At 53.9% G+C, this 14,750-nt stretch carries 13 protein-coding genes; 12 read left to right on the top strand and 1 reads right to left on the bottom strand.

Features of this window, described 5'->3' with window-relative positions:
- Window positions 1-355: 355 nt before the first annotated feature.
- From udk to asmA, 3 genes are all read left to right on the top strand, one after another.
- On the top strand, window positions 356-997 hold the full coding sequence (udk, locus tag K7B04_RS21175) for a uridine kinase (RefSeq protein WP_001575945.1): 642 nt from the start codon (window positions 356-358) through the stop codon (window positions 995-997).
- 77 nt (window positions 998-1,074) lie between these two features.
- Window positions 1,075-1,656 (top strand): dCTP deaminase, encoded by a 582-nt coding sequence (dcd, locus tag K7B04_RS21170; RefSeq protein WP_032281180.1) that lies wholly within the window; start codon window positions 1,075-1,077, stop codon window positions 1,654-1,656.
- Between the two features lie 26 nt (window positions 1,657-1,682).
- Window positions 1,683-3,527: an outer membrane assembly protein AsmA gene (asmA, locus tag K7B04_RS21165; protein WP_223802961.1), complete on the top strand. Its 1,845-nt coding sequence runs from the start codon at window positions 1,683-1,685 to the stop codon at window positions 3,525-3,527.
- Between the two features lie 39 nt (window positions 3,528-3,566).
- On the opposite strand, the gene K7B04_RS21160 is transcribed toward asmA, so the two are convergent.
- Window positions 3,567-5,147, bottom strand: coding sequence for a TerC family protein (locus tag K7B04_RS21160; RefSeq protein ID WP_163449143.1), 1,581 nt, complete (start codon window positions 5,145-5,147; stop codon window positions 3,567-3,569).
- Window positions 5,148-5,790: 643 nt separating this feature from the next.
- On the opposite strand from K7B04_RS21160, the gene K7B04_RS21155 reads away from it, so the two are divergent.
- The 9 genes from K7B04_RS21155 to wcaF all read left to right on the top strand — a co-directional run bounded on the left by K7B04_RS21155 (window position 5,791) and on the right by wcaF (window position 14,732).
- Window positions 5,791-6,924, top strand: a complete 1,134-nt coding sequence (locus K7B04_RS21155) for a polysaccharide export protein (RefSeq protein WP_024193904.1) — start codon at window positions 5,791-5,793, stop codon at window positions 6,922-6,924.
- 5 nt (window positions 6,925-6,929) lie between these two features.
- Window positions 6,930-7,373, top strand: a complete 444-nt coding sequence (wzb, locus tag K7B04_RS21150) for a low molecular weight protein-tyrosine-phosphatase Wzb (RefSeq protein WP_032281177.1) — start codon at window positions 6,930-6,932, stop codon at window positions 7,371-7,373.
- Between the two features lie 2 nt (window positions 7,374-7,375).
- Complete coding sequence (gene wzc, locus K7B04_RS21145; RefSeq protein ID WP_223802960.1) at window positions 7,376-9,538, top strand: tyrosine-protein kinase Wzc; 2,163 nt, start codon at window positions 7,376-7,378, stop codon at window positions 9,536-9,538.
- Between the two features lie 129 nt (window positions 9,539-9,667).
- Window positions 9,668-10,510: a colanic acid biosynthesis glycosyltransferase WcaA gene (gene wcaA / locus K7B04_RS21140; protein ID WP_001575937.1), complete on the top strand. Its 843-nt coding sequence runs from the start codon at window positions 9,668-9,670 to the stop codon at window positions 10,508-10,510.
- Window positions 10,510-11,001 (top strand): colanic acid biosynthesis acetyltransferase WcaB, encoded by a 492-nt coding sequence (gene wcaB, locus K7B04_RS21135; protein WP_167577260.1) that lies wholly within the window; start codon window positions 10,510-10,512, stop codon window positions 10,999-11,001. The genes wcaA and wcaB overlap by 1 nt, the downstream gene beginning before the upstream one ends.
- Window positions 10,998-12,215, top strand: coding sequence for a colanic acid biosynthesis glycosyltransferase WcaC (wcaC, locus tag K7B04_RS21130; protein ID WP_223802959.1), 1,218 nt, complete (start codon window positions 10,998-11,000; stop codon window positions 12,213-12,215). The genes wcaB and wcaC overlap by 4 nt, the downstream gene beginning before the upstream one ends.
- Window positions 12,190-13,413: a colanic acid polymerase WcaD gene (wcaD, locus tag K7B04_RS21125; RefSeq protein WP_065357439.1), complete on the top strand. Its 1,224-nt coding sequence runs from the start codon at window positions 12,190-12,192 to the stop codon at window positions 13,411-13,413. The genes wcaC and wcaD overlap by 26 nt, the downstream gene beginning before the upstream one ends.
- An 8-nt stretch (window positions 13,414-13,421) precedes the next feature.
- Window positions 13,422-14,168 carry a colanic acid biosynthesis glycosyltransferase WcaE gene (gene wcaE / locus K7B04_RS21120; protein ID WP_223802958.1) on the top strand — a complete coding sequence of 249 codons (747 nt, stop codon included), beginning with the start codon at window positions 13,422-13,424 and terminating at the stop codon, window positions 14,166-14,168.
- Window positions 14,169-14,177: 9 nt separating this feature from the next.
- A complete protein-coding gene (wcaF, locus tag K7B04_RS21115; RefSeq protein ID WP_032281170.1) occupies window positions 14,178-14,732 on the top strand; it encodes a colanic acid biosynthesis acetyltransferase WcaF in 555 nt (184 codons plus the stop codon).
- Window positions 14,733-14,750: the final 18 nt, after the last annotated feature.

Genomic DNA, 14,750 nt, shown 5'->3' with positions numbered 1-14,750 from the left:
TACCACTGTTTTTCCGGAGGCGACGCTGCTCCGGCCATGCTGAAACAAGCCGTGATTATGCAACAACATTAGCGGAATTTATCAGATATGTGACGCTAATTGACAATAATCATCAGTTTGTGTCACCTGTAATATCATATTCGTTAATGTATGACGTCAGTAGAATCCGACGTATGGGCGTTTCTCCTTTTGTCATCGCCGATCGTTGTATTCGACTAGTATCGTTGCCCTGAAATCCCTATAATTGCCGCGTTTGGCGCTGATACACGTGACTATTCGGAACGTTTCCTCTTGAATAATATTGTCTATTCGTGCCGTCCTTCCTAACATCCAGGTTAATCGGGTCGCAAAATTTATGACTGATAAGTCTCATCAGTGCGTCATTGTAGGCATCGCCGGCGCATCGGCTTCAGGTAAAAGTCTTATTGCTAGTACGCTGTATCGCGAACTGCGCGAACAGGTGGGCGATGAGCACATCGGTGTCATTCCTGAAGATAGCTATTACAAAGACCAAAGTCATCTGTCGATGGAAGATCGGGTTAAAACTAACTATGACCACCCGAACGCGATGGACCACAGCCTGCTGTTCCAGCATCTGCAAACGCTGAAGCGCGGCAACCCAATTGAACTGCCGGTTTATAGCTATGTCGAACACACCCGCATGCAGGAAACGATTCATATTGAACCGAAGAAAGTGATCATCCTTGAAGGGATCCTGCTGCTGACCGACGCGCGTCTGCGCGAAGAGATGAACTTCTCTATCTTTGTCGATACGCCGCTGGACATCTGCCTGATGCGCCGCATCAAGCGTGACGTTAACGAGCGTGGTCGCTCCATGGACTCCGTGATGGCTCAATACCAGAAAACGGTGCGTCCGATGTTCCTGCAGTTTATCGAGCCGTCCAAGCAGTACGCCGACATCATCGTGCCGCGTGGGGGCAAAAACCGCATCGCTATCGATATTCTGAAAGCGAAAATTAGCCAGTTTTTTGAATAACTCACACGAATTGTGTAACGTGCAATAAACGCCCTCAACCGTGACGGAAGAGGGCCGTCGTACAAAAGGAGAGTGATATGCGTCTGTGTGACCGTGATATAGAAGCCTGGCTGGACGAAGGGCGACTGTCGATTAACCCGCGTCCGCCGATTGAGCGTATCAATGGTGCCACCGTTGACGTGCGTTTAGGCAACAAGTTTCGCACCTTCAGCGGCCACACTGCCGCCTACATTGATTTAAGCGGGCCGAAAGCGGAAGTCAGCGCGGCGCTGGATCGTGTGATGAGCGAAGAGATTGTGCTCGCGGAAGGCGACGCCTTCTATCTGCATCCGGGCGAACTGGCGCTGGCGGTGACGCTGGAATCGGTCACGCTGCCCGCGGATCTGGTCGGCTGGTTGGACGGTCGTTCCTCGCTGGCGCGTCTGGGGCTGATGGTGCACGTCACCGCGCACCGTATCGATCCGGGTTGGTCGGGTTGCATCGTGTTGGAATTCTACAACTCCGGTAAGCTGCCGCTGGCGCTGCGTCCGGGGATGCTGATCGGTGCACTGAGCTTCGAACCTCTGTCGGGCCCGGCGGCGCGTCCATACAACCGTCGTGAAGATGCCAAATACCGCGATCAGCAGGGCGCGGTTGCCAGTCGTATTGATAAAGACTGACCCATCGCAAAGCGGATGAGGGTGCCATGAGAAGAATATTGACGACACTGATGATTCTGCTGGTGGTACTGGTTGCCGGCCTGTCATCGTTGGTGCTGCTGGTCAATCCTAACGATTTCCGCAGCTATATGATCAAGCAGGTGGCTGAGCGCAGCGGATACCAGCTGGAGCTGGACGGTTCCCTGCGCTGGCACGTCTGGCCGCGGCTAAGCATTTTGTCCGGACGCATGACCTTAACCGCGCCCGGCGCCAGCGCGCCGCTGGTGCGGGCGGACAATATGCGTCTCGACGTGGCGCTGCTGCCGTTGCTGTCACATCAGCTGCAGGTTGAGCAGGTGATGCTCAAAGGCGCGGTGGTACAATTGACGCCGGAAACCGAGGCGATTCGTGACCAGCGAGCACCGGTGGCGCCAAAAGGAACCTCGCTGCCTCAGGAGTCTGGCGATCGCGGCTGGTCATTCGATATTGCCGGGCTGCAGGTCATTGACAGCGTGCTGGTATTCCAGCATGAAAGCGATGAGCAGATGACGGTCCGCGATATTCATCTGCAGATGCAGCAGGATGCCGGGCATCAGGCCACCGTCGATTTCTCAGGCCGCATGAACCGCGATCAGCGCGACTTATCCCTTCGTTTCTCCGCCGCCGTTCAGGCGGGCAACTACCCGCAGAGTCTGGATGCGCAGCTGTCGCAAATCAGCTGGCAGCTTCAGGGCGCCGATCTTCCGGCCCAGGGCATTAACGGTAACGGTAGCGTGAACGTTAGCTGGCAGGAGGACGCGAAGACGCTCAGCTTTAACGCGCTCAATCTGATGGCCAACGACAGTACGCTGACCGGTAAAGGCAGCGTGGTGCTGGGCGATAAGCCGGTGTGGTCGCTGAACCTCCAGTCCGACAAGCTCAACCTCGATAACTTGCTGGTGCGCTCGGATATCCTCCTCAGCGGTGGCGCGCAGCAGGCGCAGTCGGCGCCGAACAAACCGCGTCCGGTGATAGCCAACGGTGTTAATTTACCGCCTTATAGCGGCCTGAAAAGCTTCGATGGTTCGCTTGCGATGACCGCGAACCAGATCGTCTGGCGCGGGCTGCCGTTTACCCATGTGACCCTGCAGGCCGATAACCAGCGTGGGCTGCTGCATATCTCTCAGCTGGAAGGTTCATTGGCCGGTGGTCAACTGTCGCTGCCGGGCACGCTGGATGCACGCAGTGGGACTCCGCAGGCCGAATTTCAGCCTAAGCTCGACAACATCGAGATTGGCAGCCTGTTGAAGGCCTTCAACTATCCCATCAACATGACGGGCAAACTGTCGCTGGCCGGTGATTTTTCGGGTTCGGTGATTGATGCCAACCACTTCCGCCGCGACTGGCAGGGGCAGGCAAATCTTGAACTAAGAGACACCCGTACCGAAGGGCTGAACTTCCAGCAGTTGGTTCAGCAGGCGGTTGAGCGTAGTACCGACGTGCAGGCGCAGGAGAACTATGACAGCGCCACACGGCTGGATGAACTGACGACCGATGTTGACCTCGATCGCGGCATTCTGGCGCTCAGTAACATGAAAGGGAAATCCTCGCTGATGCAGATGACCGGCAAAGGCACTCTCGATCTGATGAAAGAGGAAGGCGATCTGCAGTTCGGTATTCAGGTTACTGATGGTTGGCAGGGGCAGGGCAAGCTGGTGGATATTCTGAAGTCTACGGCTATTCCGCTTCGCGTTTACGGTAAATGGGAAGCGCTGAACTACAGTTTGCAGGTAGACCAGATACTGCGCCGTCAGCTACAGAACGAGGCGAAGCGTCGGTTAAATGACTGGGCGGAACGCAATAAGAACACCCAGTCCGGTAAAGACGTGAAGCAGCTCCTCGATAAGCAGTAACATCCCTAAGCCCGGCGGCATGGCGCCGCCGGGAAAATACTACACTTCGTAATCCCACTCTTCCTGCTGCGGCGGGATAATCTGCACTTTCTGTACCCTGTGGCTCTCGACCTGTAAGGTTTTCAGCGTCCACGGGCCAATCTGCACCTCTTCACCGGCTGTGGGAATACGCTGCAGGTGTTCCATGAGCAACCCGGCAATGGTGTGGTACTCGCGCTTTTCATCCAGCGGCAGCGGAACGTACTGCACCAGGTCTTCCAGCGGCATGTGACCATTTGCCGTCCAGCTGCCGTCGGCATTTTTCTGGATGTCGTGGCGCGCATCAATCTCTTCAGCCTCGTTTGGCAGGTTACCGGCAATGGTCTCGGTCACGTCGCTTAACGTCACAATCCCCTCGACCGAACCAAACTCATCCACCACGAAGGCAAAGTGGGTTCGCGCGTTACGGAACTGTTCCAGCGCTGACAGCAGCGGCAGAGCCTCCGGGAAGACCAGCGGCTGGCGGATCAGTACGCGCAGATCCAGCGGCTCACCGCGCAGCGACTGCTGCAACAGATCGATGACGTGCACCACGCCGAGCAGATCTTCTTCGTCATCGCCGCCGGTTACCACCAGCCGGGTATGCTGGTTTTTCTCCAGCAGCGCGCGAATTTCGCTTTCCGGCGCGCTGAGGTCGATGTGCTCGATATCGTGACGTGAAGTCATGATACTGCTGACCGTCCGCTGGTTAAGGTTGAGCACACGCTCAATCATCCGCCGTTCCTGCGGGTCGAAGATTTGCTGATCGTCCTGGTCCACCAGCAGCGAGGCAGTACCGACATCCAGCTCGGCATCCTCTTTCTTGCCGCTCAGCAGGCGCATAACCGCCTCCGTCGTGCGGCTACGCAGCGACTGGTTAGCGGTGAGGAAGCGACGACGGTTGAAGATGGCCAGCTGGTTTAAGAACTCGATCATTACCGAGAAACCGATAGCCGCGTACAGATAACCTTTAGGAATGACGAGGCCAAAGCCTTCCGCTACCAGGCTAAAGCCAATCATCAACAGGAAGCTCAGACACAGGATAACAATGGTCGGGTGGCTGTTCACAAAGCGGGTGAGCGCTTTACTGGCCAGCAGCATCAGGCTGATGGCAATAATCACCGCCGCCATCATCACCGCCAGATGGTCGACCATGCCGACGGCAGTAATCACCGAGTCGAGCGAGAAAACGGCATCCAGCACCACAATCTGTGCCACTACGCCCCAGAAGCGCGCGCCGCGCCGCTGGGTAGGGTTATCGCTGTCTTTCCCTTCCAGCCGCTCGTTGAGCTCTACCGTGGCTTTAAAGAGCAGGAAGAAGCCGCCGACCAGCATAATGAGGTCGCGGGCGCTGAAGGTGAAATCACGGATGCTGAATAAAGGCTGGGTGAGCGTGACCAGCCACGAAATAGAGGCCAGCAGCAGAAGGCGCATCAGCATGGCCAGAATAAGCCCGGTGACGCGCGCGCGGTCGCGCTGGGTTGGCGGCAGCTTTTCCGCCAGGATGGCGATAAACACCAGATTATCAATTCCGAGAACCAGCTCAATGACGACCAGCGTCACGAGTCCCGCCCAAATAGAGGGATCGGCAATCCATTCCATACGTTGGTTAAAACCTTATGTTACAAGACAAATTGATCATGGATAAAGCCGCGGCAAAATGCAACGTCTGCCTGTGATTTATCATGACAAAATCTAAGGATATTGTGAAAATAGGGGATAATATTCCCGTGAAATATTTGATGGTGAGAAACTCACTCTGTAATCTGTCAATATAAAGAAATTCCTAAAAATACTCGATTAATTAATCTTAATATTATTCTTAAAAATATTTTTTAAGCGGCAGTTACCTTGCCTGCTATTCGCTTAACTGCAACAATTCTCCCGGTACTGAATGGAATAGCCATTTATGTGCGTCATAAAATAGTCATGCAGGGGATGTTATCCCTGCAATTATATATCCAGGAATATTCTCTATTCTTTTTATGAATGGGTGGGTTTCCTATAACAACATGATTTTTAGGTGAATTGGTAGCTGAAAGCCAAGGGCGGTAGCATGCCTGAAGGCGTGACGTAAAGCCTGAATTATTCTGTCAATAGCCTGCGGATGAATCCCAACTTTTTTAGGATATATGCCAGTTATATTCATCGGCAAATAAATGCATGGTGAGTTTACAGGTAATCAAATCGTACGGATTAATATAATTCGCACAGGATAATTTTCTGCCAAAGTGATAAATAATCAATGATGAAATCCAAACTAAAATTGATGCCATTATTGGTGTCGGTAAGCTTGATGAGTGGTTGCACCATACTTCCAGGCAGCAATATGTCTACCTATGGAAAAGATGTGATTAAGCAGCAGGATGCTGATTATGACATTGGCCGGATGGTGAATGTTTATCCGCTGACCCCGCGACTGATTGAACAATTACGCCCACGTCCCAACGTCGCGCAACCGAACATGTCGCTGGATCAGGAGTTAAGCAATTACCAGTATCGCGTCGGTTCAGGCGACGTGCTGAACGTCACGGTGTGGGATCACCCGGAGTTAACCACCCCGGCGGGGCAGTACCGTAGCTCCAGCGATACCGGTAACTGGGTCCAGCCGGACGGCACCATTTTCTATCCCTATATTGGCAAAGTGCAGGTGAAAGGGCGCACGCTGGCGGAAATTCGCCAGACCATTACCCAGCGTCTTGCCGCCTACATCACCGACCCGCAGGTCGACGTGAACGTTGCCGCCTTCCGTTCGCAAAAAGTGTATGTCTCCGGGCAGGTGAACAAATCCGGCCAGCAGGCTATCACCAACGTGCCGCTGACGGTACTGGACGCGATCAACGCGGCGGGTGGCCTGAGCGAACTGGCCGACTGGCGCAACGTGGTGCTGACTCACGATGGCAAAGAACAGCGCATTTCAGTGCAGGCGTTGATGCAAAACGGCGATCTGAGCCAGAACCGTTTGCTCTATCCGGGCGATATCCTCTTCGTACCGCGTAACGATGATCTCAAGGTCTTCGTGATGGGCGAAGTGAAAAAACAGAGCACGCTCAAAATGGACTTCAGCGGCATGACGCTGACCGAAGCGCTCGGCCAGGCGGAAGGCATCGACCTGACGACCTCCAATGCCAGCGGTATCTTCGTGATTCGTCCAACCAAAGCGGGCAACAACGGCAAGATGGCCAACATCTATCAGTTGGATATGTCCGATGCGACCTCACTGGTCATGGCAACCAACTTTATTCTCCAGCCGTATGACGTGGTTTACGTCACCACCGCACCGGTTGCTCGCTGGAACCGTCTGATCAACCAACTGTTGCCGACCATCAGTGGCGTTCGCTACATGACCGATTCGGCGAAAGACATTCATACCTGGTAACCGTCATGTTTAACAAAATTCTTGTGGTTTGCGTGGGGAACATCTGTCGTTCCCCCACGGCGGAACGGCTGCTACGCAGCCATCTGCCGTCATTGACCGTCGAATCGGCGGGGCTGGGAGCATTAGTGGGTAAAGCGGCGGATGAACGCGCCGCGAGCGTTGCCGCCGAGCACGCGATTTCGCTGGAAGGGCACTGCGCGCGACAGATCTCTGGCCGTATGTGTCGTGAGTACGATCTGATTCTGGCGATGGAAAAACGTCATGTCGCCACCCTGCATGAAATGGCGCCGGAGATGCGCGGCAAGGTCATGCTGTTTGGTCATTGGGATAACGAACGCGAGATTCCCGATCCGTATCGCAAAAGCCGGGAAGCATTTGAAGCGGTGTACCAGTTACTCGACAGGTCTGCCAGCCAGTGGGCGCAGGCACTGAAAGCACAGCAGGGATAACCATGACAGATAAAGTAAAACAGATAAGCCCATCGGTCTCGGGCAACGATGAGATCGACATTGGTCGCCTGGTGGGCACCGTGGTGGAAGCCAAATGGTGGGTCATCGGCATTACCGCCCTGTTTGCCGCGCTGGCGATTGTCTACGCGCTGTTCGCCACGCCGATTTACAGCGCCGACGCACTGGTGCGCATTGAGCAAAATCAGGGCAGCGCGCTGGTGCAGGATATCAGCAACGCGCTCACCAGCAAGCCGCCGGCCTCCGAGGCGGAAATACAGATGATCACCTCGCGAATGGTGCTCGGGAAAACCGTTGAGGATCTGGGGCTGGATATTGCCGTGAGCAAAAACACCTTTCCGATTCTGGGGGCGGGCTGGGAACGGCTGATGGGCCGCCAGAATGAGACGGTGAAGGTCAGCGCCTTTAATCGCCCGGCCTCGATGGCCGACAGCACCTTTACGCTGGAGGTTATCAACCCAACGCGTTATCGCCTGAGCAACGACGACGGCTTTAGCGCAGAAGGGAAGGTAGGGGAGACGCTGAATAAAGGCGGCGTTTCGCTGCTGGTTACCGGGATCGCCGCCCACGATGGCGCGAGTTTTACCGTCACCAAATATTCAACATTGGGGATGATCAATAACCTGCAAAATAGCCTGAGCGTCACCGAGGATGGTAAAGAGTCCGGCGTGCTGACGCTCACGATGGTGGGTGAAGACAAAGATCAGATCCGCGACATCCTCAACAGTATCGCCAACAACTACGTGGCGCAGAACGTGGCGCGCAAATCGGAAGAAGCCGCGAAAAGCCTCGAGTTCCTTGAAGTGCAGCTGCCACAGGTGCGCAGCCAGTTGGACGTGGCTGAAAACAAACTGAATACCTACCGTCAGCAGCAAGACTCCGTAGACCTGCCGCTGGAAGCGAAATCGGTGCTCGATTCGATGGTGAACATCGACGCGCAGCTGAACGAGCTGACGTTCCGCGAAGCGGAAATCTCCAAGCTGTATACCCGCATCCACCCGGCCTATCGCACGTTGCTGGAAAAACGCCGGGCGCTGGAAGAAGAGAAGGCCAAGCTGAGCAAACGCGTGACGGCGATGCCGAAAACCCAGCAGGAGATTGTACGCCTGACCCGCGACGTGGAGTCTGGTCAACAGGTTTATATGCAACTGCTGAATAAACAGCAGGAGCTGAAAATCACCCGGGCGAGCACCGTCGGCGACGTGCGGATTGTCGACCCGGCAATTACTCAGCCAGGGGTGGTGAAGCCGAAGAAAGCGTTGATCGTGCTGGGCAGCATTATTCTTGGCCTGATGTTGTCGATCGTCGGCGTGCTGCTGCGCTCGCTGTTTAACCGCGGTATCGAAAGCCCGCAGGTGCTCGAAGAGCATGGCATCAATGTTTATGCCAGCATTCCGCTCTCCGAGTGGCAAAAATCGCGCGATAGCGTGAAGAGCGTCAACGGTGTGAAGCGCTATAAGCAAAGCCAGCTGCTGGCGGTGGGTAACCCGACCGACCTGGCGATCGAAGCCATTCGCAGCCTGCGCACCAGCCTGCACTTCGCCATGATGCAGGCGCCGAACAACGTGCTGATGATGACCGGGGTTAGCCCGTCTATCGGTAAAACCTTCGTCTGCGCCAACCTGGCGGCGGTGATCAGCCAGACCCATAAGCGCGTACTGATGATCGACTGCGATATGCGTAAAGGCTACTCCCACGAACTGCTCGGCACCACCAATGATAACGGCCTGTCCGAGGTGCTGGTGGGGAAAGCGACGTTTGAAAGCAGCGCGAAACGGACGTCGGTCGCGAACTTTGACCTGATCCCGCGAGGGCAGATCCCGCCAAATCCGTCGGAGCTGTTGATGGCCGAGCGCTTTAGCGAGCTGCTGAAGTGGGGTTCAGCGAACTATGACCTGGTGCTGATCGATACGCCGCCGATCCTCGCGGTTACCGATGCCGCTATCGTCGGTCGCCATGCGGGCACCACCTTGATGGTCACGCGCTATGCGGTTAACACCCTGAAGGAAGTAGAAACCAGCCTGAGCCGCTTTGAGCAGAATGGCATTGCGGTGAAAGGGGTGATCCTCAACTCGATCTTCCGCCGCGCGACGGGATATCAGGATTACGGGTACTACGAGTACGAGTATCAGTCGGATTCGAAATAATAACATCCCCCTCACCCCGGCCCTCTCCCCAAAGGGGCGAGGGAGAAAACCGAACGGTCCCCTCTCCCCTCTGGGGAGAGGGTTAGGGTGAGGGGAACAACCGCTCAAACGCTTATTCGGGGATATACCATGACAACAGACAACCCGTTGATCTCCATTTATATGCCGACCTGGAACCGACAGCAGCTGGCCATTCGCGCCATCAAATCGGTACTGCGTCAGGACTATCCTCACTGGGAAATGATTATCGTCGATGACTGCTCCAGCAGCTACGAGCAGCTTCAGCAGTTTGTCATCGAACTCAACGATCGCCGCGTACAGTACACGCGCAACGATTTTAACTCCGGAGCATGCGCGGTACGCAATCAGGCCATTCTGCAGGCCAAAGGGCAGTTTATCACCGGTATTGATGATGACGATGAGTGGACATCCAACCGCCTTTCGCTGTTTCTCGAACATAAACAGCAATTGATGGACCACGCCTTTTTGTACGCCGATGACTACGTTTGCGAAGGGGAGGTGTACTCGCAGCCTGCCAGCCTGCCGTTGTACCCGAAATCGCCGTTCTCCCGTCAGCTGTTCTATAAGCGCAACATCATTGGCAATCAGGTGTTTAGCTGGGCGTGGCGTTTTAAAGAAAGCCTGTTTGATACCGAACTGAAGGCGGCGCAGGACTACGATATCTTCCTGCGCATGGTGGTGGCCTACGGCGAGCCGTGGAAGATTGAAGCCGCTACGCAGATTCTGCACATCAACCACGGTGAAATGCAGATCACCTCGTCACCCAAAAAATTTTCCGGCTACTTCAGTTTCTACCGCAAGCACAAAGAGAAGTTTGATCGGGCGAGTAAGAAGTATCAGCTGTTCACGCTCTATCAAATTCGTAATAAGCGCATGACCTGGAAGACGTTTCTGACGCTGCTGTCGGTGCGCAACGGCAAACGCTGGGTCGATGGACTGCGGAGTAAATGATGCTACTGGAAGATTTACGTGCCAACAGCTGGAGCCTGCGCCCTTGCTGCATGGTGATCGCCTACCGTGTGGCTCATTTTTGCTCGGTGTGGCGCAAGAAAAATGTGCTGAACAACCTGTGGGCGGCGCCGGTGCTGGTGCTGTACCGCATCATCACCGAATGTTTCTTCGGCTATGAAATCCAGGCGGCGGCGACCATTGGCCGACGCTTCACCATCCACCACGGCTATGCCGTGGTGATCAATAAAAACGTGGTGGCGGGAGACGATTTCACGATTCGTCACGGCATCACTATCGGCAATCGCGGCCCGGAGAGTCTGGCGTGCCCAAGGATTGGGGATGGCGTTGAGCTGGGGGCCAACGTGGTGATTATCGGCGGCATTACCATCGGTAACCACGTGACCATTGGCGCGGGCAGCGTGGTGCTGGACGACGTTCCGGACCATGCGCTGGTGGTGGGCGAAAAAGCGCGAGTGAAGGTAATCAAATGAATATTCTGCAATTTAACGTCCGTCTGGCCGAAGGCGGCGCGGCGGGCGTGGCGCTGGATCTGCATCAGCGCGCACTCCGTCAGGGTCTGTCGTCAAAATTTGTCTACGGCTATGGCAAAGGCGGTAAGAAGAGCGTCAGCCATGACCGTTATCCGCAGGTGCTGAAGCAGACCGGACGGTTAACCTCGATGGCGAACCTGGCGCTGTTCCGCCTGTTTAACCGCGATGTGTTTGGCAACCTCAATAACCTGTATCGCCAGGTCACCCGTACTGACGGCCCGGTGGTACTGCATTTTCACGTTATGCACAGCTACTGGCTGAATCTGGCGGATGTGGTGAGCTTCTGCGAGCGGGTGAAGGCGCATAAAAGCGATGCGACGTTTATCTGGACGCTGCACGATCACTGGAGCGTGACCGGGCGCTGCGCCTTTCTTGACGGCTGCGAAGGCTGGAAAAGCGGCTGTCAGAAGTGCCCAACGTTGAGTAACTACCCGCCGGTGAAGGTCGATCGCGCACATGCGCTGGTCGATGAAAAACGTCAACTTTTCCGCCAGATGCTGGCGCTCGGCTGCCGTTTTATTTCACCCAGTCAGCATGTTGCCGAGGCCTTTAACAGCCTCTACGGCGCAGGGCGCTGCCAGATTATCAATAACGGAATCGACGTCGCCACTGAAGCGATTCTTGCCGAGCTGACGCCGGTAAAACGCTTCTCCTCGCGGCCTAAAATCGCGGTGGTGGCACACGACCTGCGCTATGACGGGAAAACCAACCAGCAGCTGGTGCGCGATATTATCGCGCTGGGCGATAAGGTCGAGGTCCATACCTTCGGTAAGTTCTCGCCGTTTGAGGGCAGCAACGTGGTGAACCACGGTTTTCTGACCGATAAACGCCAACTGATGAGCGAACTGAACCCGCTTGACGCGCTGCTGTTTAGCTCGCGGGTAGATAATTACCCGCTGATTCTGTGCGAAGCGTTATCGATTGGCGTGCCGGTCATTGCTACCCATAGCGAGGCGGCAAAAGAGGTGCTGGCAAAATCCGGCGGCCATACTGTGGATGAGGCCGAGGTTCTCACCCTGGTACAGCAACCGAAAGCGGAGATCGCCGAGCAGATTTTTGGCACCACGCTGGAGAACTTTAGCGCGCGTAGCCGCAAAGCTTACAGCGGACAACAGATGCTGGAGGAATATGTCTCGTTCTATCAGAGTCTGTAGCTATCTGCTGCTGCCGTTAATCTACCTGTTGGTTAACGTGAAGCTGGCGCAGCTGGGGGAGAGCTTCCCCATTACCATTGTGACGTTCCTTCCGCTGTTGCTGCTGTTGTTTGTTGAACGCATTAATCTGAAAAAACTGATGATTGCCCTCGGGCTGGGCGTGGGATTGACGCTGTTCAACTATCTGTTTGGACAATCGCTGGACCCCAGCAAATACGTCACCTCGACGATGCTGTTTGTCTATATCGTGATCATTATCGGCATGGTCTGGAGCATTCGCTTCAAAACCATTTCGCCGCATAACCACCGTAAGATCCTGCGTTTTTTCTATGTGGTGATTACCCTGGTGGTGGCGCTGGCGGCGCTGGAGATGGCGCAGATTATTCTCACCGGCGGCAGCAGTTTGATAGCGACGATTTCGAAATATCTTATTTACAGTAATAGCTATGTGCTGAATTTTATCAAATTCGGTGGAAAGCGAACCACTGCGTTATATTTCGAACCGGCATTTTTTGCTCTGGCATTAATCTCAATTTGGCTTTGCATCAAACAGTTTGGTATCAAAACCCCGAAGTCTGATGCTATGATTCTGGCAGGGATAATTCTTTCTGGATCGTTTTCTGGGGTTATGACATTTATCCTGTTCTATCTGCTGGAGTGGGCTTTCCAGTACCTGAACAAAGAAGCGATCAAGAAAAAGTTACCGTTGGCGATTATCTCATTAGGCGCATTTTTTATCGGTCTGGTGTTTGCATTTCCCTATATTGCCGAGCGTATTGGTGATTTAGGAACGGAAGGATCGTCATCGTATTACCGTATAATTGGTCCGTTGGTGATGGTCGGTTATTCATTAACCAGCATTGATGGGGTCGTACGTTTTGGTTCTCTTTACGAATATGTTGCATCATTCGGAATATTTAACGGTGCGGATGTCGGTAAAACCATAGACAATGGTCTGTATCTGTTAATGATTTATTTTTCGTGGTTCGCTGTGATATTAACGGCTGGGTATCTGTACTACGTATTTAAAATGTTCATTAACGCTTTTGGGAATAATCGTAATTTCGCCGTGCAGCTGTATCTTTTCACGCCGATATCATTATTTTTTACCGGTTCGATATTTAGTCCGGAATATGCATTTTTAATTGTTTGTCCTTTTATTCTGCGTAAAGCGCTGAATATTGCTGACAGCAGATGAGGTGAAGCATGTTGTTAAGCGTGGTTACCGTCGCGTTTCGTAACGTTGATGGCGTGGTGAAAACCTGGCGTTCTCTGGCCCATCTGGCAAACGACCCCAGCCTCACTTTCGAGTGGATTGTGGTGGATGGCGGTTCTAACGATGGCACCGCAGAGTTTCTCGAAAAACGCAACGGCCAGTACCACTTACGCTACGTCAGCGAACCGGATAAAGGGCTTTACGATGCGATGAACAAAGGCATCCGCATGGCGCAGGGCAAGTTTGTGCTGTTTCTGAATTCCGGCGACAGCTTTCATCCGGATGTGTCGCAGTTCGTCCGCCAGCTGCGCGGTAAAAGCGACGATGCCATGTACCTTGGCGATGCGATGCTGGACTTTGGCGACGGCACCCAGATTCGCCGTAGCGCTAAGCAGGGTTGGTATATTTATCACAGTCTACCGGCTAGCCATCAGGCTATTTTCTTCCCGCTGCGTGGGCTGAAAAATCATCCTTATGATGTGCAGTATCGTGTCTCTTCTGATTATGCGCTGGCGGCGCGGATGTATAAGTCGGGATATGCCTTTAAACGTATTAAAGGCTTGGTGTCGGAATTTTCGATGGGCGGTGTGTCCACCACCAATAATCTGCAGTTGTGCCAGGATGCAAAAAAAGTGCAGCGTGAAATATTACGTATGCCGGGCCTGCTTGCAGAATTATCTTATTTATTACGTCTGCGCACAACGGGGAAAGCAAAAGCCTTATATCACAATGCATAAGGATACCAAATGCAGGAATTATCGGGCTTTTCGGTACCAAAAGGTTTTCGTGGTGCCGGGGGCATAAAAGTACAAATATGGTGGGCGGTTCAGGCCACATTATTTGCCTGGTCTCCGCAGATATTGTATCGCTGGCGCGCATTTTTATTACGTCTGTTTGGCGCAAAAATAGGAAAAAACGTAGTCATTCGCCCGTCGGTAAAAATCACTTACCCATGGAAATTAACCATTGGAGATTATGCCTGGGTGGGCGATGACGCAGTGTTATATACCTTGGGTGAAATAACCCTTGGGGCAAATTCGGTGGTTTCGCAGAAATGCTATTTGTGCACCGGCAGCCACGATTATCAGAGCGCGCATTTCGATATTAACGCTGCGCCGATTGTGGTTGGTGAGAAATGCTGGCTGGCGACAGATGTTTTTGTTGCCCCCGGCGTCACGATTGGCGAGGGCACCATAGTGGGTGCCCGCAGCAGCGTTTTTAAATCGCTACCGGCAAATATGATTTGCCGTGGCAATCCCGCAGTGGTTACGCGTGAGCGCGTAGAGAAAGTGACTCCCTAAACGGGACAATTTGAGGAA

The sequence above is a fragment of the Kluyvera sp. CRP genome, assembly GCF_019930565.1.
GTDB classification, from domain to species: domain Bacteria; phylum Pseudomonadota; class Gammaproteobacteria; order Enterobacterales; family Enterobacteriaceae; genus Kluyvera; species Kluyvera georgiana_A.
The sequence above is the reverse complement of the archived record's forward strand: the minus strand, read 5'-3'. Positions and strand labels throughout refer to the sequence as shown.